The following is a 20,174-nucleotide window of genomic DNA, read 5'->3' as shown; positions in this document are numbered from 1 at the left end:
CCCTACTGTCTGGCCAACTTCCGTGGAGAGGAACCGACTTGCTGTCACGCAACCGAGCGAGACCCGCCCTGCTCGCGAGCGCCGCGGCCCTCGCCGGCCTCGTGCTGGCCGGCCTCCCGGCCACCGTCTCGCACGCCGCAGACCAGGAGTCCTGTCGCCCCGACGGGCTGTACAGCACGCCCGGCGTGGACGTCCCGTACTGCTCGGTGTACGACACCGAGGGCCGGGAGAAGATGGGCGCCGACCACCAGCGCCGGGTGATCGGCTACTTCACCGGCTGGCGCACCGGCAAGGACGGCACGCCCGCCTACCTCGCCTCCGACATCCCGTGGGAGAAGGTCACCCACCTCAACTACGCCTTCGCCCATGTCGACGGAGCCAACAAGATCTCCGTCGGCTCGGACGTCGCCACCAACCCGGCGACCGGAATGACCTGGCCCGGCGTGGCGGGCGCCGAGATGGACCCGGGCTTCGTCTACAAGGGCCACTTCAACCTGCTGAACAAGTTCAAGAAGCAGCACCCGGACGTCAAGACGCTGATCTCCGTGGGCGGTTGGGCCGAGACCGGCGGCTACTTCGCGGACGACGGCAGCCGGGTGGACTCCGGCGGCTTCTACTCGATGGCCACCAACGCCGACGGCTCGGTGAACCAGGCCGGCATCGACACCTTCGCCGACTCCTCGGTCGCGTTCATCCGCAAGTACGGCTTCAACGGCGTCGACATCGACTACGAGTACCCGACGACCATGAAGGACGCGGGCAACCCGCTGGACTGGTCGGTCTCCAACGGCCGCCGGGCGGGGCTGGTCAAGGGCTACGCGGCCCTGATGAAGACGCTGCGCGAGAAGCTCGACCGGGCGGGCGCGGCGGACGGCAGGCACTACCTCCTGACCGTGGCGGCGCCCTCCTCCGGGTACCTGCTGCGCGGCATGGAGACCTTCCAGGTCCAGAAGTACCTGGACTACGTCAACATCATGTCCTACGACCTGCACGGCGCCTGGAACGAGTACGTCGGCCCGAACGCCTCGCTCTTCGACGACGGCAAGGACGCCGAACTCGCGGCCGCGGGCGTGTACTCGGCCTCCCAGTACGGCGGCATCGGCTATCTGAACACCGACTGGGCCTACCACTACTTCCGCGGGTCGATGCCGGCCGGCCGGATCAACATCGGACTCCCCTACTACACAAGGGGGTTCAAGAACGTCACCGGCGGGACCGACGGGCTGTGGGGCAAGGCCGCCTCGACGGACTGCCCCGCCGGGTCCGGGCTGACCAAGTGCGGTGACGGCGCCGTCGGCATCGACAACCTCTGGCACGACAAGGACACGGCGGGCAAGGAGTCGCCCGCGGGCTCCAACCCGATGTGGCACGCCAAGAACCTGGAGAAGGGTGTCGTCGGCGACTACGTCACCAAGTACGGCTTCCCGGCCGGCACCACGCTGACCGGCACCTACGCCCGCAAGTACGACTCCACCCTGGTCGCGCCGTGGCTGTGGAACGCCGAGAAGAAGGTGTTCCTGTCCACCGAGGACGAGCAGTCGGTGAAGGCCAAGGCCGACTACGTGGTGGCGAACGGCATCGGCGGCACCATGGTCTGGGAGCTGGCCGGCGACTACGGCTGGAACGCCGCGAAGGGCCAGTACGAGCCGGGCTCGACGCTGACCACCGCGATGTACGACAAGTTCAAGTCGGCCGCCCCCTACGGAGCGAAGGTCTCCAACAGGGCGATGCCGACGCAGGCCGTCGACATCGGCGTGGAGTTCGGCGAGTTCAAGCTCGGCGACTCCAACTACCCGATCACGCCCAAGGTGAAGATCACCAACAACACGAGGACCTCCCTGCCGGGCGGTACGGAGTTCCAGTTCGACTACTCCACCGCGGCCCCGGCCAACGCCTCCGACCAGTCGGGCTTCGGCACGAAGGTGATCAGCAGCGACCACACCGGCTCCAACGTGGGCGGGCTGAAGGGCGACTTCCACCGCGTCTCGCTGAAGCTGCCGGCCTGGCAGTCGCTGGCGCCGGGCGCGTCGGTGGAGCTCTCCTTCAACTACTACCTGCCGGTGTCCACCCCGTGGAACTGGACGGTGACGGTCAACGGCACCACGTACGCCCTCGCCGGGAACCTGGCGCGCGGCACCACGCCGGTGGAACCGGGCACGGGCGGCACGCCCACCCCGGACCCGACCGACCCGACGCCTACGCCGACCCCGACGCCCGGTGCCTGCACGGCGCCGGCCTGGAACTCCGGCACGGAGTACGGCGGCGGCACCCAGGTCTCCCACAAGGGGCACACCTGGAAGTCGAAGTGGTGGACGAAGGGCGAGGAGCCCGGGACCACCGGTGAATGGGGGGTGTGGCAGGACCTCGGCGCCTGCTGAGCCCTCGTGCCAGGACCGGCCCGGCGGCGGTGACGACGGCCCTTGCCCGCCGCCGGGCCACCAACTCCCCGCGTCCGCGCCGGTGCCGGCCCTGACCACGGCACCGCGGGCGAGGGGACCGCGCGGCGAAGCGGCCCGCTCTTCCGGAGCGGGCCGCTTCGTCGTGTGCGGGGTCGGGCGGGTGGGGCAGGCCCAGGGCTCGTCCGGGGCCAGGCGGGTGGGGCAGGCCCAGGGCTAGTCCGGAGCTCGTCCGGGGCCGGGCATGCCTGGCAGGCCGAGGGGCCCGGGGCTCAGCGCGCCGGTGGTGCGAAGAGTTCGTCCTGGGCCCGGTCCCGGGCGGTCAGCAGGGCTCCACGCAGGACCGCCTCCCCGCCCAGCGCCCCCGCCCGTACCTCCGTGGGCAGCGGCGACATCCGCACCAGGCGTTCCTGGACGCGGGCGGCCAGCTCCGGTCCGCCCGCGCGGCCGATCTCGCCGCCGAGCACCACGCAGCCCGGGTCCAGCACCGCGATGACGGCGGCGGAGCCGAGGGCCACCCGGTCGGCGAGGGTGTCGAGGAATCGGGCGTGGTGCGGGGCGGCCGGGGTCTCGGCCGCCGCGCGGACCAGGGTCGCCCCCCGCGGTTCGCCGGCCACCGCCGGTGCCGTCACACCGTGCTGCGCGGCCAGTGCGGCGACAGCCGCCTCGCCGGCCAGGGTGTGGAAGCCGCCGGAGCAGTCCGTCGCCGAGGGCAGCCCCGTCGTCCCCGGCACCGGCAGGAAGCCGATCTCGCCGGTGCCGCCCGAGGCGCCCCGGCGCAGGGTGCCGTCCAGGACGACGGCCGCGCCCACGCCTATGCCGAGCCAGAGCAGCACGAAGGTGTCCCGGTCCCGGGCGGCGCCCACGCGCTGTTCCGCCAGCGCCGCCAGGTTGGTCTCGTTCTCCACGTTGACCCGGGCCGGCGCGAACCGCTCCTGGAGCGCGGCGACCAGACGCCGGTGCCACTCCGGCAGGCCCGAGGTGCGGCGCAGTTCGCCGGTCGCCGGGTCGATCAGGCCGGGCGCGCCGATGCCGACGGTGTGCGGGCGGTCCACGCCCGCCTCCTTGACGGCCCGCTCCACCAGCGCCACCGCCTGTTCCACCGCGGGGCCCGTCCCCACGCCGCCGTCGATCGGCGCCGACGCCTCCGTCAGCACCCGGCCGAGCAGGTCGGACACGGCCACGGAGACGCCCTCGGTGCGCACGTCGAGGGCGGCCAGATGGGCGCGGTCGGCGACGATGCCGTACACCTTGGCGTTGGGGCCGCGGCGCTGTTCGCCGGACTCCCCCACCACCTCGACCAGGCCGGCGACGGTGAGCCGTTCGACGAGGTCGGCGACGCTCGGCCGGGACAGGCCGGTCAGTTCCTTCAGGCGGCCGGCCGTCAGCGGACCCTCCTGCTGGAGCAGGCGCAGGGCGAGCCGGTCGTTGATGGCCCGGGCGGTGCTGGGGGATGCGGGCATACCGGGATCCTTCCAGATCGCCGGCGCCGTGCGGTGCGCGGCCATCACTGGTCACTATCTATCAGGCAGGCTTCCTGATAGTTTACCGCGGCGGGCATCGAGGGAGGGGCTTGAGCATGAGTGACCTGGTGTACGACATGCGCGAGGTGAAACGGGCGCGCTACGCCGTCGCCGCCGTCTTCACCGTGCACGGCGCGGTGACCGGCTCGTTCGCGACCCGGGTGCCGTGGATCCAGGACCACGCCTCGGTCAGCGCGGGCCAGTTGGGGCTGGCCCTGGCCTTCCCCGCACTCGGCGCCTCGCTGGCGATGCCGCTGGCCGGGAGCATCACGCACCGCTTCGGCGCCCGCAGTGCCCAGCGCGGGCTCCTCGCGCTGTGGACGCTCGCCCTGCTCCTGCCGTCCCTGGCGCCGAACCTGCTCACCCTGTGCCTGGCGCTGTTCGTCTTCGGCGCCACCGCGGGCATGGCGGACGTCGCGATGAACGCGCTCGGGGTGGACGTGGAGAACCGGCTGGACCGGTCGATCATGTCCGGGCTGCACGGCATGTGGAGCGCGGGGGCCGTGCTCGGCTCGCTGGGCGGCACGCTCGCCGCACATCTGGGCACGGACGCCCGGCTGCACCACGCGCTGGCCTCGGCCGTCCTGACCGTGGTCGGTCTGGTCGCCTGTGCCTGGGTGCTCGACCTCCAGCCGGCCGACGACGAGGAGGCGCCGCCCCGGTTCGCGCTGCCGCCCCGCTCGGCGCTGCTCATCGGCGCGGTCGGTTTCTGCGCGGTGTTCGCGGAGGGCGCGAGCCTGGACTGGTCCGCGGTCTATCTCCAGGACGAACTGGGCAGTTCGGCCGGTCTGGCCGCCGCCTGCACCACGGGCTTCACGCTCACCATGGCCGTCGCCCGGATCGCGGGCGACAAGGTGGTGGACCGGTACGGCGCCGTGCGCACGGTCCGTTGGGGCGGGGTCCTCGCGGCTCTCGGCGGTCTGCTGATCGTGACGGCCGGGCATCCCGCGGTGGCGATGACCGGGTTCGGGCTGATGGGGCTCGGCATCGCGGTCGTGGTGCCGCTGTGCTTCGCCGCGGCGGGCCGCAGCGGCCCCAACCCCAGTCTGGCCATCGCGGGCGTCGCGACCATCACGTACACCTCGGGCCTGGTCGCGCCCGGTGCGATCGGCGGGCTGGCGCAACTGACCAGTCTGGTGGTGTCGTTCGCGCTGGTGACCGTGCTGGCCACCGGGCTCGCGGCCTTCGCGGGCGTGCTGCGCACCGCCGAGCGCAAGCCCGCCGCGGTCAGCCGGCCGGACGCAGCAGTTCCCGGCCCACGGTCCTGAACTCCTCGCTCCACGGCGCCGGCCTGAGCGTCGTGGAGTCCAGCCGGACCAGGACCCGGGCGCCCCGGGCGTAGGTCACCGCGCCGTCCACCGAGCAGAAGCGGAAGCCGTAGGTGAGGCCGGTGGTGCCGAGCCGCTCCAGCCACAGGTGGACGGCGTACGCGCCGGGCTTGGTCACCGGCGCCTCGTAGCCGATCCGCAGTTCCCTGACCGCGTTGCAGGCGTCGCCGGCGGCGGCCCAGTCGCCCTCGAAGCGGAAGCCGTGGCCGTGCCACAGCTCGGTCCAGGCCCGCTCGACCAGCACCGGGTAGCGGGCGTTGTGCAGCAGGCCGAGCGCGTCCAGGTCGTCGAAGTGGACGGTGACGGGTATCAGCCTGCCGTGGGTCAGGGCGGGGGCTGCGGGCGCTTCGGCGGTCACGGGTGGTGCTCCTGGGGCAGGTGGAACGAGGACACTCCATCCTAAGCGGACGCTCAGCATCCCATTTCACCCCCGACAATGGTCCGGACCCACCCGCACGACCGAAAGCGAACCGCACCATGGATCTTGGCGTCCGCTGGAAACTGCACGGCGACGGACGCACTCCGGCGCCCGGAGCGGTGGTCCGGCCCGACGAACGGCTCTCCTGGCCGCGCACGGCCGGGCTCGGCGCCCAGCATGTGGTGGCGATGTTCGGGGCGAGTTTCGTGGCCCCGGTCCTCATGGGTCTGGACCCCAACCTGGCGATCATGATGTCCGGTGTCGCCACCATGGTGTTCCTGCTGGCCACGCGCGGCCGGGTGCCCAGCTACCTGGGCTGCTCCCTGTCGTTCGTGGGCGTGGCGGCGGTCATCCGCGCCGAGGGCGGCACCAGCGCGACCGTCACCGGCGCGGTCCTGGTCGTCGCCGCGGTCCTCTTCCTGGTGGGGCTCGCCGTCCAGCGGTTCGGGGCGCGGATCATCCACGCGGCGATGCCGCCGATCGTCACCGGCGCGGTCGTGATGCTGATCGGCTTCAACCTCGCCCCGGTCACCGCGACGACCTACTGGCCGCAGGACCAGTGGACGGCCCTGCTGGTGATGTTCTTCACCGGTCTGGCCGTCGTCTGCCTGCGCGGTTTCTGGTCCCGGATCGCGATCTTCCTCGGCCTGGTCTTCGGCTACGGCATCTCCTGGGCCTTCGACCGGATCTTCGGGCGGATCCACTCGGCCGACGCGAGCGGCAAGGTCACCGACCACTGGCGTCTGGACCTCTCCGGCGTCGGCCAGGCCGACTGGATCGGCCTGCCCGCCTTCCACGGCCCGTCCTTCGAGTGGTCGGCGATCCTGGTGGCCCTGCCCGTGGTGATCGCGCTGGTCGCCGAGAACGCCGGACACGTCAAGGCGGTCGGCGAGATGACCGGCGACGACCTCGACGACAAGCTGGGCACCGCGATCTCCGCCGACGGCGTCGGCTCCATGCTCTCCACCGCGGTCGGCGGCCCGCCCACCACCACCTACTCCGAGAACATCGGCGTGATGGCGGCGACCCGCGTCTACTCCACGGCCGCCTACTGGGCCGCCGCCTGCTTCGCGCTGCTGTTCGGCCTGTGCCCGAAGTTCGGCGCGGTCGTCGCCGCGATCCCCGGCGGCGTCCTCGGCGGCATCACCGTCATCCTGTACGGCATGATCGGCCTGCTCGGCGCGCAGATCTGGATCAACGCCGGGGTGGACCTGCGCAATCCGCTGAACCTGGTGCCGGCCGCCGCGGGCATCATCATCGGCGTCGGCAACGTGACCATGGAGTTCACCGACACCTTCCAGCTGAGCGGCATCGCGCTGGGCACGCTGGTCGTGATCACCGGCTACCACGCCCTGCGCCTCATGGCCCCCGCCCACCTCAAGACGCAGGAACCCCTGCTGGACGAGGGCACCTCGCGCTACGACGACGCCAGTTCGTAGGCGTAGGAGGCGGAGAACGTCCCCGGGGTGCCCTTGCACCCGTCGGACTCGCCCGGCAGCTTCACCCACAGGTAGGCATGGATGCGGGCCTCGCCGGTGCTCAGGCTCGGGGCCCGGCCCAGCGCCCGGCCGGCGGGATCGCACCACTCGCCGTCGGCCGGGGCGCCGTTGCCGTTGCGGCTGGTGTCGATGACGGCGCCGAGCGAGGCGGGGCCGCCGAGGGCGTCGAGGACCTGTCGGTCGTAGGCGATCTCGTCGGCGGTGGTGTGGAAGTTGGAGACGTTGCTGAAGATGCCGTCGGAGGAGGCGGGCGAGGCGGCGCCGGCCTGCCGCAGCCAGCCCGCCTGCGTCGCGGCGGGGTGCCAGCCGGAGTGGCCGGCGTCGTAGTAGACGCGGGCGTTGGGGTTGGCGTCCTTCAGGACGCGGCCGGCCCGGGCCAACGAGGCGAAGCGGGCGGCCCGTTCGTCTCCGGACAGGCACTCGGCCTGGGCGACGGAGTCGGGTTCGAGGACGACGATGACCTGGCCGGAGCCGAGCCCGGCCGCGAACCGGTCGATCCAGTCGTCGTAGGCGCCGAGGTCGGGCGCGCCGCCCTGGCTGGCCCCGCCGCAGTCGCGGTCCGGGATCGCGTACGCCACGACCAGCGGCACCCGGCCCTGGGCGGCACCACCGGAGGTCACGGCGCGGACCCGGGAGGTGATGGTGTCCGGGGTGAAGTCGGCGAACCACACCGCGGCGGGCTGCGCGGCGATCCGGGACCGGATCACGTCGTGCCGGGGGTCACCGGCGTTGTCCCGGACCCAGTCCTGCACCTGGGAGGCGGGGTGGCTGTAGAGCCGGGTGGAGGCGGCGGCCGTCCGCCGCTCGGTCCTGCTCGGCGCGGGCGTGGGGCTCGCCGCCTTCCTCTTCTTGGCCTTGGGCGTCGGTGAGGGCGACTCGCTCGCCGACGCGGACGGCGACGGGGACGGCGGCGGCACCACGGGCAGCGTCTCCAGGCGGGGCGAGTGGGTGGTGTCGGGCCGGGCCTCGTCGGAGCCCGTGCCGTCGTCCAGCGCCGAGATCATCCCGGTCGCGGTGCCCAGGGCGACCACGACGGAGGCGGCCACGACCATGGCGCCCCGCCCGGTCGACCGCCGCCGCGCGGACCTGCGTGCGGCGAGCCGCTGGGCGCGTGAGACAGCCACGAGCCGGTTCCCCCTCCCCCAACGGCGGGCGCGTTCCCCCGTTCTGGGGAAGTGTCGGGCCCGCCGTCACTGCCGTCAGCCTAAAGCTGCGACTCTGCCCCCATGGTGCACTGTGAGCAACTCACCACCCCCGTCGACGTGGTCGTCTCGCGCATGCGGGCGCTGGACGCGGCCCTTCCGCCGCGGGACGGCGTCGCCGTGTTCAACCGCGTCTACCTGATGGTGACGGAGGCGGTGGACCGGTGCGTCGACGCGGGCCGGTTCGCGGACCCGCACGCAGCGATCACGCTGGACGTGCGGTTCGCGGAACGCTATCTCGCGGCCGTCGAGGCGGCCGAGGAGGGGCGCCCGCCCGCCTGTTGGCGTCCCCTGTTCCAGTTCCGCCGCCATCCCGGTGTACGCCCGCTTCAGTTCGCGCTGGCGGGCATCAACGCCCATATCGGCCACGATCTCGCGCTCGCCGTCGTGGACGCCTGTCGTACGCTCGGCTGCGAACCCGTCGAGCTGGAGGACGAGTTCGACCGCGTGGGCGAACTCCTCGTCTCGCTGGAGGAAACGATCCGCGAGGAGCTGATGCCGGGCCCCGATCTGTTGCAGATCGCCGACCCGCTGACCCATCTGCTCGGCTCGTGGAGCCTGGAGCGGGCCCGGGACGCGACCTGGTCGGCGGCCCGGGCCCTGTGGGCGCTGCGGCGACTGCCCGATCTGGCCGAGGAGTTCACCGAGCGGCTGGACACGGCGGTCGGGTTCGCGGGGCGCATGCTGCTCACCCCGCTGCCCCGCTGACCGGGCCGGGTCAGTCCTCCGGCAGCTCCACCGGCGCGATCTCGTCGTAGCGGTCGCCCGGGCCGGGGTTGGTCGCGTCGGTCGATCCGCCGAGGTGGTGCATGACGCCCCACACGGCGTTCAGCGCGGTCTGGATCGCGCCCTCGGCCCAGCCGGCCGTCCAGGAGATGTCGTCGCCGGCGAGGAAGATGCCCCGCTTGTCCTCGGGCAGCCGGTCCTGCATGAAGTGGGTGAACAGGCGCCGCTGGTAGCGGTAGTGGCCGGGCAGGTTGGCCTTGAACGCGCCCATGAAGTAGGGCTCGTTCTCCCAGGAGACGGTCACCGGGTTGCCGATGATGTGCTTGCGGATGTCGACCTTGGGATAGATCTCGCCGAGCGACTTCAGCATGACCTCCATCCGCTCGTTCGCGGACAGCGGCAGCCACTTCAGGCTGTCGTCGCACCAGGTGTACGACAGGCAGATCACGGCGGGCTTGTCCGGGCCGTCGTCCAGGAGGTAGGTCCCGCGCGTCATACGGTCGGTGAGCGTCATCGACATGACGTCACGCCCCGTCTCCTCGTCCTTGTCCAGCCAGAACGGCCGGTCCACGGGGACGAAGAGCTTCGAGGACTCCATGTAGTGGGTGCGCTCGATCGCCGTCCAGTGGTCGATCGGGAAGAGCGAGTCGTCGCAGGCGATCTTCGACAGCAGCATCCAGGACTGCGCGGTGAAGACGGCGGCCCGGTAGGTGCGGATGTCGCCGTCGGCGTCCGTCACGGTGATCCGGTTGCCGGCGGTGCGGGTCAGCCGGGTCACGGCCGGGCGGGGGGCGCCGTTCTCGTGCAGCGTGGCCAGCGAGGTGCCGTACGCCCAGTGGACGATCTTCTCCGGCTCGCGCTCCCACATGCGCAGGGGCAGCTGCTGGGAGCCGCCGACGATGCCGCGGTGGTGGTCGTCGGCCTCGGTGTAGACGACGCGGAGGATCTCCAGGATGGAGTTGGGGAAGTCGGTGTCCCAGCCGCCGGTGCCGAAGCCGACCTGGCCGAAGATCTCGCGGTGCCGGAAGGACTTGAACGCCTCGGAGTCGCAGAGGAATCCGTAGAAGGTCTGGTTGTCGAGCTTCTCGACGAGCTTCGCCCAGATCTCACGGATGCGCGGCACGTCCCGCTCGCGCATCGCGCGGTTCATGTCGGAGAAGTCGGCGCCCTCCTCCAGGCACTTGTTCCACGCCGTGGCGACGTCCCGGTACACCTGCGGGAGGTCGTCGACGGTCTCGGCGTAGTGGGACTCGCCCTTGAGGTCGACGACCGTCGAAGGGGTGGCCTCGGCCAGGGGGTTGGGGAAGGGTCGCGTCTCCAGGCCCACCAGGTCGAGGTAGTGCTGGAGGGCGGTGGAGGAGGGCGGGAAGCGCATGGCGCCCATCTCGGCGCTCAGACCGTCGGTGCCGGGGCCGTCGAAGCCGACGGTGCGCAGCCGGCCGCCGATCCGGTCGGCCTCGTAGACGACGGGCTTGAGGCCCATCTTCATCAGTTCGTAGGCGGCGACGATGCCGGAGAGACCGCCGCCGATCACCGCGACCTCGGTGCCGTGCTCGGTGGCGGGTATCTGGCCGAGTCCCGCCGGGTGGGCGAGGAAGTCGTCGTACGCGTAGGGGAAGTCCGGCCCGAACATGGTGATCGGGGGCTGCTGCTCGTCGGCGTGCTCGACGGCGTTGGGCACGGTGGACGTCATGGGGTACGGACTCCTTGCGAAAGCTGCGTGCGGGGGGTGCGGGGAGAGGGGGAGGTTCAGACGAGGGACCCGTAGAGGCCGGGGCGGCGGTCCTTCAGATACGGGTTGGCCGCACGGGAGGCGGCGAGGAACTCGGGGTCGGTGTCGGCGAACACCAGGTCCTCACCGCGTCCGGCGCGGGTGCGGGCGACGCCGTCGGGGCCGGCGAGGGTGGAGAGGCCGACGAACTCGAACTCCCCTTCCTGGCCGGTGCGGTTGACGTAGGCGACGTACATCTGGTTCTCGAAGGCGCGCACCGGGATCATCGACTCGGCGACGAACTGGAACGGGTGCATCTGCGCGGTCGGCACCAGCAGCAGGTCGGTGCCGGCCAGGGCGTGGGCGCGGACGTTCTCCGGGAACTCGACGTCGTAGCAGATCAGGATGCCGACGCGGAGGCCGTTCAGCTCCGCCTGGACGACCTGCCGCTCGCCCGGGGTGAAGTGGTCGCGCTCGAAGCAGCCGAAGAGGTGGGTCTTGCGGTAGTTCGCGAGGCGGGTGCCGTCGGCGGAGACCAGCTGGGCGGAGTTGTACACGGCCGCGCCGTCCCGCTCCGGGTAGGCGTACACGATCGCGAGGCCGTGCCGGGAGGCGATCTCCGCGACCGCGTCCGCGCCGTCGCCGTCGGCGGGCTCGGCGAGCCGGCCGATGTCGTCGCCGATCGCGTACCCGGTCAGGAACATCTCCGGTGTGACCAGCAGCCCGGCGCCCGCGTCGGCGGCACGGCCGGCGGCCTCGTCGAGCACCTTGAGGTTCTCGACGACGGAACCGGGCCGGCCGGAGCTCTGGAGCAGGGCGGTGCGCATGCGTGTTCCTCACCGGGCTGAAGGGGTTTTGGGGGCTTTGTAGACGGTACGGTCGCCGCCCGCACCCGGACAAGGAGAAGCCGTTGCGCGCCGGTGCACTGTTCATTGCGTGAACCGCCGCCAACCCGGCGATTCATTGCGCCCCCGCCACCTCACGTCCCGGCACAGGGTCCGCCCACCACGGAACCGACCGCGACGCCGCCCCCTTCCAGCCCCGCGGCGGCCCCTCCTGCTCGGTCGCCCCAGCCCTTCCCGGGCTGGGACCAGGGACCCAAGCGCACGCCCGGCGGCGACGCCGGACCACACCCGGTCCGGGCCCCCAAGGCCACCTCGACCCCCTTCGCCCCGCGTCCGGGCACCCCGCGGCAGCCCTTCCCGGGCCGGGACCAGCAGCCCCGGCCCGTGCTGTCGAACCTCGCGGGACCACCCTCGGTTCGGGCCCCGAAGGCCGCCCCGAAGCGCCTTCGGCCCGCAGTCAGCCCCGTGTGCGCCTTCGCCGCCGGGGACGACGGCTTCAGGCGCGCTTTGCGGACCTCGTCGCCGCGCGGACCAGTACCGCGACCAGGTAGGGCACCGCGAAGGCGGCGAACACGGTCGCGTGGGAGGCGTGGTCGCCGGCCGCCGCGTAGGCGCCGTAGACCAGGACCGTCAGCAGTTCCGTGCCCAGGCCCGCGACCGAGGTCAGGGTGGCCCGGCCGCCCTCCTCGATACGGTGCTGCAGACGCACCTCGGCGAGCAGCGTCGCCAGCTGGAAACCGGCGAAGGCCACGGCGATCAGGACGAGCCCGGCCGGGGTACGGGCGAGCGCGCCCAGCGCCAGGGCGAGCGCGGAGACGGCGACCAGCCAGGCGTATCCGGTCCGGCCCAGCCGTTCGGCGGGACCGGCCAGCAGGCTGACGGCGGTGACGGCGGCCCAGATCAGCAGGAGCGCGTACGGCACCAGCCCGTCCGCCACACCGGTCTCGCGGACCAGCAGCGGCGAGTACTCGTCGAGCGCGCTCCACACGCAGGCGACGGCCGGCACCAGCAGCAGGGCCCCGCGCAGCGAACGGTCCCGGCGTACGGTGGCGAGCCCGCCGCGCAGCGTGGCCGCCCAGCCCTCGGCGTCGGCCGCCCGGTCCCGGTCGTCGGGGAACCGGCTCGCCGTCGCCGAGGCGAGCAGACAGGCGGCGACGCTGGCCGCGCCCACGGCCGGGTAGCCGCCGATCGCGTACACCGGGCCGGCCGCGGCCATCGCCGCCATGACACCCAGCAGTCCCGCCGCCCGGGCCCGGCCCAGGACCCGGGCGTAGCGGTCGGCGGCGCCGAGCCGGTCCAGCTCTTCGTAGACCAGCGCCTCCAGGGCTCCGGAGGTCAGGGCTCCGCTCGTTCCCCACAGGACGAAACCGGCCGCGAAGGCCCCGTACGAGGGAACGGTGACCCACAGGGCGAAGCCGGCCGCGCCGAGCAGCGGGCCGAGCCACAGCAGGGTCCGGCGGGAGACGGCGTCGGCCCAGGCACCGGAGGGCACCTCGAGGAGCACACCGGTGACGGACCAGAGCGCGAAGAGCGAGGAGATCTGCCACAGCGACAGCCCGCTGTCGGCGAAGAGCAGCGCGTACAGCGGATAGAGCAGGACGAGGTCGTCGAGGAACGCGTAGCCGTACAGCGTGGCCGTGAGGCGTCGGACGCCTGCGGTGGCGGGCACGCGTGCGGGTGAGAGTGTCATGAGGCCTTCCCGAGGGGAGCGATGCGGACGCGTGAGGTACGGCGTCCGCGGCGGCCCTCGAGAGGCACGACGGCTTATGGATCAATGTCGCCAGGTCATAACACCGATACTAGGCCGCCCCAGCACCCCGCCGCAGAGAATAAGCAGCACCCCCCAGGGGCGCGGGGAACTGCGCGACAAGCCCCCACCCACCCGCAGCCGAAAACGGGCTACGTGGGCGACCCGGAAGAAAACCTCCGCAACAACGGCGAGAGCACCAGCACGGACTTCGTCCGTTCGACGAACGGCTCCCCCGCGATCCGCTCCAGCACCCTCTCGAAGTGCCGCATGTCGGAGGCGAACACCTGCACCACCGCATCCGCCTCACCGGTGACCGTGGACGCGGCCACGACCTCCTGATACCGCTCCAGCCCCCGCTGAATCGTCTCCGGTGAGGTGTTGCGCCGACAGTAGATCTCGACGAACCCCTCGGTCTCCCACCCGAGGGCCGCGGGATCGACCCGCACCGTGAATCCGGTGATCGCCCCGGTCGCCCGCAACCGGTCCACGCGGCGCTTGACCGCGGGCGCGGACAGGCCGACGAGCTGGCCGATGTCCGCGTAGGAGCGGCGGGCGTCCTCGGCGAGGGCATGCACGATACGTTCGTCGAGATCGTTCAGCACTGCGGGTGGTTCACTTCGCTTCTGGCACGGCGAGACGGGAACGGCGATGGCCGTAGAGGAAGTAGAACACGAGACCCGCCGCCATCCAGCACCCGAAGACCACCCAGGTCACGGTGTCGAGGCTGAACATGTTGTACGCGCAGAAGGCGAAGCCCAGCACCGGCAGCACCGGCCCGAACGGCACCCGGAAGGTCCGCTCCAGCTCCGGCCGCCGGTAACGCAGCACGATCACCGCGATGTTGACCAGGGCGAACGCGAACAGCGTGCCGATGCTGGTGGCGTCGACCAGCTTGCCCAGCGGGATCATCGCGGCGAGGACACCGCAGAACAGGGAGACGATCACGGTGTTGAGGCGGGGCGCCCCGGTCCGCGCGTCGACCTTGCCGAGCGCCCTGGGCACCAGGCCGTCGCGGGACATCGCGAAGAGGATGCGGGTCTGGCCGTAGAGCACGGTCAGGACGACGGAGGCGATGGAGATGACCGCGCCGAGGGCGAGCAGGGTGCCCCAGAAGGTCTGGCCGCTGACGTCGTTCATGATCGCGGCGAGGGAGGCCTCGGAGCCCTCGAACTCGGTCCAGTTCCAGGCGCCGACGGCGACCGCGGCGACCAGGACGTAGAGCGCCGTGACGATGATCAGCGAGAGCATGATCGCGCGCGGGAGGTCCTTCTTGGGGTTCTTGGCCTCCTCACCGGCGGTGGAGGCGGCGTCGAAGCCGATGTAGGAGAAGAACAGGGTGGCGCCGGCCGCGCTGACGCCGGCCATGCCCAGCGGCATGAAGTCCTCGTAGTTGCCGGACCTGAAGCCGGTGAAGCCGACCGCGCAGAACAGCACCAGCGCGGCTATCTTCACCGCGACCATGATCGTGTTGGCGCGGGCGGACTCCCGGACCCCGCCGAGCAGGAACACCATGGCCAGCAGGACGACGATCAGCGCCGGCAGGTTGACGATGCCGCCCTCGCCGGGCGCCGAGGAGAGCGCGGTGGGGATGGTGACGCCGATGGTGCCGTCGAGGAGTTCGTTGAGGTACTCGCCCCAGCCGACGGCGACCGCGGCGACGGAGACCCCGTACTCCAGGACCAGGCACCAGCCGCAGACCCAGGCGACGAGTTCGCCCATCGTTGCGTACGCGTACGAGTAGGAGGAGCCGGCGACGGGGATGGAGCCGGCCAGCTCGGCGTAGGAGAGGGCCGAGAACAGGGCGGTCAGACCGGCGATGACGAACGCCAGGGTGACGGCCGGACCGGCCTCGGGGACGGCGTCGCCGAGGACGACGAAGATGCCGGTGCCGAGGGTGGCACCGATGCTGATCATGGTCAGCTGCCACAGTCCGAGGGAGCGCCGCAGCGAGCCTCCCTCGCCCTGGCCGCCCTCGGCGACCAGGAGTTCCACGGGCTTGCGTCGCAGCAGGCGTGCGCCGAGCCCCGGGGACGAGGGGACGGTCCGGCCTGGGTCGTGCGGGGGTGCGCCTTGGTCGAGCACGCGCTGGCTCCTTCATCGCTGCCGGTCAGGGGGACGGGGACCGGCAGCACCCCTTGCAGCAGGGACCCACCGAGCGGGGTCCCCGCCACGCCACGTACGAGGCGACAGCCTATGAGCTGTGGCATTGCCGTTGTAATGCAGCAACCTTGCGCATCACCGCAAGATCATTGCGTTCCTCGGCACGGCGTGGGTGTTCGTTGCGCGGCGGCGGAGGACCGTTGCGCGGCGATGACTCACAGGGGTTCTTTGACCAGGAACGTGCAGGGATCGACGCACTCGCGCAGCGCGCCGTCCTGGTCGTCGTAGGAGTACCGGTCGAGGTAGTCGGTCAGCGGCCGGTAGCCGAGCCGTTCGTACAGCGCGGCGGCCCGCGGGTTGTCCCGGCCGACGCCGATGCCGACGGCGCTCAGTCCGCGCCGCCGGGCCAGTTCCTCGGCGGCGCCCACGAGCGCGCTGCCGATGCCCCGCGAGCGCAGGTGGTCGGGCCACACGGCGAGGCCGCCGATCTCCGGGCAGCCCGGGCGGGCGGCCCGCACCTCGGGGGCCGAGCAGCCGATCCAGCGCATCTCGGTGTGCCCGACGGGCCAGCCGTCGAGGTGGGCGACGAGGTACGTGCACTGACCCGCCCGCTGCCTGGCGAACCGGCGCGCGTGGAAGGAGGTGCGGCCCGGCGAGCCCATGTACCGGTCGAGCAGCGCCACGTCCGAGGCCGTGCAGACGGTGATGTCCATGCCCCGACGGTAGGGCCCCGGACCTGCGGACGGCCCCCGGTTTTCCCGCGCGAGGGGAATAACGGGGGCCGTCCGCAAGGGAGTTCGGTCAGCTCCAGCTGGCGTGCAGGGGCTTGCCCTCGGCGTATCCGGCGGCGCTCTGGATGCCGACGACGGCCTTCTCGGTGAACTCCTCCAGGGAGCCGGCACCGGCGTAGGTGCAGGACGAGCGGACGCCCGCGATGATCGAGTCGATCAGGTCCTCCACACCCGGGCGGACCGGGTCGAGGAACATCCGGGAGGTGGAGATGCCCTCCTCGAACAGGGCCTTGCGGGCGCGGTCGTAGGACGACTCCTCGGAGGTGCGGTTGCGGACCGCGCGCGCCGAGGCCATGCCGAACGACTCCTTGTACAGGCGGCCGCCTGCGTCCTGCTGGAGGTCGCCCGGGGACTCGTAGGTGCCCGCGAACCAGGAGCCGATCATCACGTTGGAGGCGCCGGCGGCCAGGGCCATCGCCACGTCACGCGGGTGCCGGACGCCGCCGTCGGCCCAGACGTGCTTGCCGTACTTGCGGGCCTCGGCGGCGCACTCCAGCACCGCGGAGAACTGCGGGCGGCCGACGCCGGTCATCATCCGGGTGGTGCACATGGCGCCCGGTCCGACGCCGACCTTGATGATGTCGGCGCCCGCCTCGATCAGATCCCGCACGCCCTCGGCGGCGACGATGTTGCCGGCCACGATGGGGACCTGCGGGTCGAGCGCGCGGACCACCCTGATCGCGCTGATCATCGACTCCTGGTGGCCGTGCGCGGTGTCGATGACGAGGGTGTCCACGCCCGCGTCGAGCAGCTGCTTGGCCTTGCCCGCCACGTCGCCGTTGATGCCGACGGCGGCGGCGACGCGCAGCCTGCCCTGCGCGTCGACGGCCGGCGTGTACAGCGTGGCGCGCAGGGCGCCCTTGCGGGTGAGGATGCCCGCGAGGCGGCCGTCGGCGTCCACGGCCGGGGCGTAGCGGCGGTTGTGGTGGTCGAGGGTGTTGAACGCCTCGCGCGGGTCGATGCCGGCGTCGAGGAGCAGCAGGTCGCGGGACATGACCTCGGCGAGCTGGGTGAAGCGGTCCACGCCGGTGAGGTCGGCGTCGGTGACCACGCCGACCGGCTTGTGGTCCTCGTCCACGACGACACCGGCGTTGTGGGCCCGCTTGGGCAGCAGGGCGAGGGCGTCGGCGACGGTCTGGTGCGGGGCCAGCACGATGGGGGTGTCCAGGACGTGGTGCCGGCTCTTGACCCAGGAGACGACGTCGGTGACGACCTCGATGGGGATGTCCTGCGGGATGACCACCAGACCGCCGCGCCGGGCCATCGTCTCCGCCATCCGCCGACCGGCGATGGCGGTCATGTTGGCGACGACGAGCGGGATCGTCGTGCCCGTGCCGTCCGGGGCGCTGAGGTCCACGCCCTGCCGGGAACCGACCGCGGAGCGGCTCGGGACCATGAAGACGTCGTCGTACGTCAGGTCGTACGGGGGCTGGATGTCATTCAGGAAACGCACGTGCTGCACATCCCAGTCGTTCAGAGGTGGCCCCCGGACAGGTCAGCCAGGGGGAAAGAGCACGTACTTCATTCTCCCATGACGACCCCCGCGCCATACACGGTCGGTTCGTCCAGGGCCGCCGGAACCCGCTAGGAGGATCCTCCAAGGGCGAGGGCCACGGTGACGGCCGAGGCGTCCGTGAACACCTCGCGGGCGGTGTCCCACTCCTGCGGGCGCGCCTCGGCGTAGGCCCGCCAGTTGCGTACGACGACCACGGCGGCCTCCCCGGGCCACAGCTGCGGGTCGGACAGGACGTCGGCCAGCGCGTCCCAGTTGCGGCCGAACCAGTCCGGCAGCGCCAGGTCCCGCAGGCACCGGTCCATCAGGCCCGCCTTGTCGGTGACCCCGTCGAGGTCCAGCGTGAGCAGGACTTGCGTCATCTCGGTACCGCCCTGAACGAGTCGTGGTGATCGTCGGTGGAGTGGACCTCGGCGCCGGAAGGGCCGATGGCACCGTGCGGGGCGCACGCGGCAAACGGGCCGCGGCGGCATCCAGGCGATGCCACCGCGGCCCGTCAATGCCGACCCTCTGTCAGATACCGTCCGGATCGGCCCTGTTGAGCGCGGGCTTCGGGGTCGGTCCGGTGGTCATCAGCACGTCCGCGGCGGAGGTGTCGGTCACCAGGCTCGTCACGAGTCCCGACCGCAGGACCGCGTCGATCGCGGACGCCTTGCGCGCCCCGCCCGCTATGGCGACCACCTCGGGGATACGGCGCAACTGGTCGGCCTTGACGGTGATGCACCGCTCGCCCAGGTCCCGGCCGACCCGGCGGCCGTCGGAGTCGAAGAGGTGCGCCGACATCTCGGCGGCCACCCCGAGCGAGGCGTAGTGCGCCCGCTCCTGGTCGCTGAGCATGTCGTGCACCGTGGAGATGCCGGGCTCCCAGGATCCGATGGAGACACAGGCGACCGTGACCTTGTCGAAGTACTCGAAGGCCCGGGCGATCCCGGTCTGGTTGCGCAGCGCCGCCGCGGTGGCCGCGTCCGGCAGCAGCATCGGCGCGTAGATGGGGTGCGCGTCGCCGCCGGAGACCTGGGCGGCCCGGCGCACCGCCTCCACCGAGCCGCGCTCGGCGGTCCCGGCGTCGTAGACGCCCGTCAACTGCACGACCGTGCAGGGCGGCAGCCGGTCCAGCGCGGCCGCCATGTGGATGGTGGACCGGCCCCAGGCCAGGCCCAGCACATCGCCCTCGTTCACCAGTTCGCCGAGCAGGTCGGCGGCCACTTCTCCCAGGTTCTCCGGGTCGGGAGTGTCCTCGGCCTCCGCGGGCGACTCGACCACGACGGCATGCCGCAGACCGTAGCGGGCGCGCAGCGCGTCCGAGCGCTCGGCGTCCAGCTCCGCGGGGACTCGGATCTCGATACGCACGAGATCCCGCTCGAGGGCGGTCTCCAGGACCCGGGCCACCTTGAAGCGGCTGACGCCGAACTCCTCCGCGATCTGGATCTTGGACTTGCCCTCGAGGTAGAAGCGGCGGGCCATGGCCGCCGCCTGCACCAGCTCAGCGGGTCCCATCCGCATGGCTGACCGGCCCGCCGACATACCCGACACGGCGATCTCCTCACTACTGTTCAACTGTTCACACTCTGGGTTCGCCGTTCATCCTTGCAGATCCGGCGCGATGGATCCGCCCTGAAGGGCGCCGTTCACGTTCCCTTGGCTCAGTGGCCGCATGCCCAGGCGGCGGTCTTCGTCGTCGCCTCGGCCCGCTCGCGCAGCGCCCGGACCGCCTCGGCGGGGTCCTCGGCGCCGTACACCGCGGAACCGGCGACGAAGACGTCCGCGCCGGCCTCCGCGCACCGCTCGATCGTCGCCTCCGAGACCCCGCCGTCGACCTGGAGCCACAGCTCGAGGCCGTGCTTGCTGATCAACTCGCGGGTGCGGCGAATCTTGGGGAGCATGATGTCGAGAAACGCCTGCCCCCCGAATCCCGGCTCGACCGTCATGATCAGCAGCATGTCGAGCTCGGGGAGCAGATCCTCGTACGGCTCGATCGGCGTCGCGGGCCTGAGCGCCATGGAGGCCCGCGCGCCCTTGGCCCGGATCTCCCGGGCCAGACGCACAGGAGCGGCGGCGGCCTCGACATGGAAGGTGACGGAACCGGCCCCCGCCTCCACGTACTGGGGCGCCCACCGATCGGGGGCCTCGATCATCAGATGGCAGTCCAGCGGAGTGTCCGTCGCACGGGCCAGCGACTCTACGACCGGCACACCGAGCGTGAGGTTCGGGACGAAATGGTTGTCCATGACGTCGACATGGAGCCAGTCGGCTCCCTGGACCGCCTTCGCCTCGTCCGCGAGGCGGGCGAAGTCGGCGGACAGGATGCTGGGATTGATCTGCGCGGCCATGCCCCAAGCGTATGCGGTCCGCACGACTTGAGCCGTGGGGGC

The 20,174-nt window shown here is 71.9% G+C and carries 17 protein-coding genes; 4 read left to right on the top strand and 13 right to left on the bottom strand.

What is annotated here, in order from left to right; translation table 11 throughout:
• Positions 1-38: 38 nt before the first annotated feature.
• Positions 39-2,378, top strand: coding sequence for a chitinase C-terminal domain-containing protein (locus ABT296_RS23745; RefSeq protein ID WP_351930498.1), 2,340 nt, complete (start codon positions 39-41; stop codon positions 2,376-2,378).
• A 290-nt stretch (positions 2,379-2,668) separates the two neighbouring features.
• On the opposite strand, the gene ABT296_RS23740 is transcribed toward ABT296_RS23745, so the two are convergent.
• Positions 2,669-3,859 carry an ROK family transcriptional regulator gene (locus tag ABT296_RS23740; RefSeq protein ID WP_351930496.1) on the bottom strand — a complete coding sequence of 397 codons (1,191 nt, stop codon included), beginning with the start codon at positions 3,857-3,859 and terminating at the stop codon, positions 2,669-2,671.
• 116 nt (positions 3,860-3,975) lie between these two features.
• On the opposite strand from ABT296_RS23740, the gene ABT296_RS23735 reads away from it, so the two are divergent.
• Positions 3,976-5,187, top strand: coding sequence for an MFS transporter (locus ABT296_RS23735; RefSeq protein ID WP_351930494.1), 1,212 nt, complete (start codon positions 3,976-3,978; stop codon positions 5,185-5,187).
• Here the strand turns inward: ABT296_RS23735 and ABT296_RS23730 are convergent.
• Positions 5,147-5,605, bottom strand: a complete 459-nt coding sequence (locus ABT296_RS23730; RefSeq protein ID WP_351930492.1) for an acyl-CoA thioesterase — start codon at positions 5,603-5,605, stop codon at positions 5,147-5,149. The two genes, ABT296_RS23735 and ABT296_RS23730, sit on opposite strands and share 41 nt — an antisense overlap.
• Positions 5,606-5,724: 119 nt before the next feature.
• Here ABT296_RS23730 and ABT296_RS23725 point away from each other — a divergent pair, with 119 nt between their 5' ends.
• The gene (locus tag ABT296_RS23725; protein ID WP_351930490.1) at positions 5,725-7,104 is read left to right on the top strand and encodes a uracil-xanthine permease family protein; all 1,380 of its coding nucleotides are present in this window, start codon (positions 5,725-5,727) and stop codon (positions 7,102-7,104) included.
• Here ABT296_RS23725 and ABT296_RS23720 read toward each other — a convergent pair.
• Positions 7,083-8,216, bottom strand: a complete 1,134-nt coding sequence (locus ABT296_RS23720) for a glycoside hydrolase family 6 protein (protein ID WP_351930620.1) — start codon at positions 8,214-8,216, stop codon at positions 7,083-7,085. The two genes, ABT296_RS23725 and ABT296_RS23720, sit on opposite strands and share 22 nt — an antisense overlap.
• 174 nt (positions 8,217-8,390) lie before the next feature.
• Here ABT296_RS23720 and ABT296_RS23715 point away from each other — a divergent pair, with 174 nt between their 5' ends.
• Positions 8,391-9,074 carry a DUF5995 family protein gene (locus ABT296_RS23715; RefSeq protein WP_351930488.1) on the top strand — a complete coding sequence of 228 codons (684 nt, stop codon included), beginning with the start codon at positions 8,391-8,393 and terminating at the stop codon, positions 9,072-9,074.
• A gap of 10 nt (positions 9,075-9,084) precedes the next feature.
• Here the strand turns inward: ABT296_RS23715 and ABT296_RS23710 are convergent, their stop codons facing one another.
• The 10 genes from ABT296_RS23710 to rpe all read right to left on the bottom strand — a co-directional run bounded on the left by ABT296_RS23710 (position 9,085) and on the right by rpe (position 20,132).
• Positions 9,085-10,785, bottom strand: a complete 1,701-nt coding sequence (locus ABT296_RS23710) for a flavin monoamine oxidase family protein (RefSeq protein WP_351930486.1) — start codon at positions 10,783-10,785, stop codon at positions 9,085-9,087.
• Positions 10,786-10,841: 56 nt separating this feature from the next.
• Complete coding sequence (locus ABT296_RS23705; protein WP_351930484.1) at positions 10,842-11,630, bottom strand: carbon-nitrogen hydrolase family protein; 789 nt, start codon at positions 11,628-11,630, stop codon at positions 10,842-10,844.
• 514 nt (positions 11,631-12,144) lie between these two features.
• Entirely contained in the window at positions 12,145-13,338 is a 1,194-nt protein-coding gene (locus ABT296_RS23700) for an MFS transporter (RefSeq protein WP_351930482.1), read from the bottom strand.
• Positions 13,339-13,547: 209 nt separating this feature from the next.
• A complete protein-coding gene (locus ABT296_RS23695) occupies positions 13,548-14,000 on the bottom strand; it encodes an Lrp/AsnC family transcriptional regulator (protein ID WP_015661832.1) in 453 nt (150 codons plus the stop codon).
• A 10-nt stretch (positions 14,001-14,010) separates the two neighbouring features.
• Positions 14,011-15,480, bottom strand: coding sequence for an amino acid permease (locus ABT296_RS23690; RefSeq protein ID WP_351930481.1), 1,470 nt, complete (start codon positions 15,478-15,480; stop codon positions 14,011-14,013).
• A 233-nt stretch (positions 15,481-15,713) separates the two neighbouring features.
• A complete protein-coding gene (locus ABT296_RS23685; protein WP_351930479.1) occupies positions 15,714-16,211 on the bottom strand; it encodes a GNAT family N-acetyltransferase in 498 nt (165 codons plus the stop codon).
• An 88-nt stretch (positions 16,212-16,299) separates the two neighbouring features.
• The gene (locus tag ABT296_RS23680; protein ID WP_351930477.1) at positions 16,300-17,742 is read right to left on the bottom strand and encodes a GuaB1 family IMP dehydrogenase-related protein; all 1,443 of its coding nucleotides are present in this window, start codon (positions 17,740-17,742) and stop codon (positions 16,300-16,302) included.
• 131 nt (positions 17,743-17,873) lie between these two features.
• A complete protein-coding gene (locus ABT296_RS23675; protein ID WP_351930475.1) occupies positions 17,874-18,164 on the bottom strand; it encodes a barstar family protein in 291 nt (96 codons plus the stop codon).
• Positions 18,165-18,315: 151 nt separating this feature from the next.
• A complete protein-coding gene (locus ABT296_RS23670; protein ID WP_351930473.1) occupies positions 18,316-19,359 on the bottom strand; it encodes a sugar-binding transcriptional regulator in 1,044 nt (347 codons plus the stop codon).
• An 86-nt stretch (positions 19,360-19,445) separates the two neighbouring features.
• Positions 19,446-20,132, bottom strand: a complete 687-nt coding sequence (rpe, locus tag ABT296_RS23665; RefSeq protein ID WP_351930471.1) for a ribulose-phosphate 3-epimerase — start codon at positions 20,130-20,132, stop codon at positions 19,446-19,448.
• Positions 20,133-20,174 lie beyond the last annotated feature (42 nt).

Origin of the sequence: Streptomyces sp. NPDC000983, from assembly GCF_040299205.1 — a bacterium.
Taxonomy (GTDB): Bacteria; Actinomycetota; Actinomycetes; order Streptomycetales; family Streptomycetaceae; genus Streptomyces.
Note: the sequence above shows the minus strand (reverse complement) of the source record. Positions and strands in the feature narration are given on the sequence as shown.

Coding starts and splice junctions, on each gene's coding strand:
- ABT296_RS23685 (WP_351930479.1), bottom strand. CDS start 16,211: ATGGACATCACCGTCTGCACGGCCTCGGACGTGGCGCTGCTCGACCGG.
- ABT296_RS23705 (WP_351930484.1), bottom strand. CDS start 11,630: ATGCGCACCGCCCTGCTCCAGAGCTCCGGCCGGCCCGGTTCCGTCGTC.
- ABT296_RS23675 (WP_351930475.1), bottom strand. CDS start 18,164: ATGACGCAAGTCCTGCTCACGCTGGACCTCGACGGGGTCACCGACAAG.
- ABT296_RS23700 (WP_351930482.1), bottom strand. CDS start 13,338: ATGACACTCTCACCCGCACGCGTGCCCGCCACCGCAGGCGTCCGACGC.
- ABT296_RS23725 (WP_351930490.1), top strand. CDS start 5,725: ATGGATCTTGGCGTCCGCTGGAAACTGCACGGCGACGGACGCACTCCG.
- ABT296_RS23735 (WP_351930494.1), top strand. CDS start 3,976: ATGAGTGACCTGGTGTACGACATGCGCGAGGTGAAACGGGCGCGCTAC.
- rpe (WP_351930471.1), bottom strand. CDS start 20,132: ATGGCCGCGCAGATCAATCCCAGCATCCTGTCCGCCGACTTCGCCCGC.
- ABT296_RS23715 (WP_351930488.1), top strand. CDS start 8,391: ATGGTGCACTGTGAGCAACTCACCACCCCCGTCGACGTGGTCGTCTCG.
- ABT296_RS23710 (WP_351930486.1), bottom strand. CDS start 10,785: ATGACGTCCACCGTGCCCAACGCCGTCGAGCACGCCGACGAGCAGCAG.
- ABT296_RS23720 (WP_351930620.1), bottom strand. CDS start 8,216: ATGGTCGTGGCCGCCTCCGTCGTGGTCGCCCTGGGCACCGCGACCGGG.
- ABT296_RS23740 (WP_351930496.1), bottom strand. CDS start 3,859: ATGCCCGCATCCCCCAGCACCGCCCGGGCCATCAACGACCGGCTCGCC.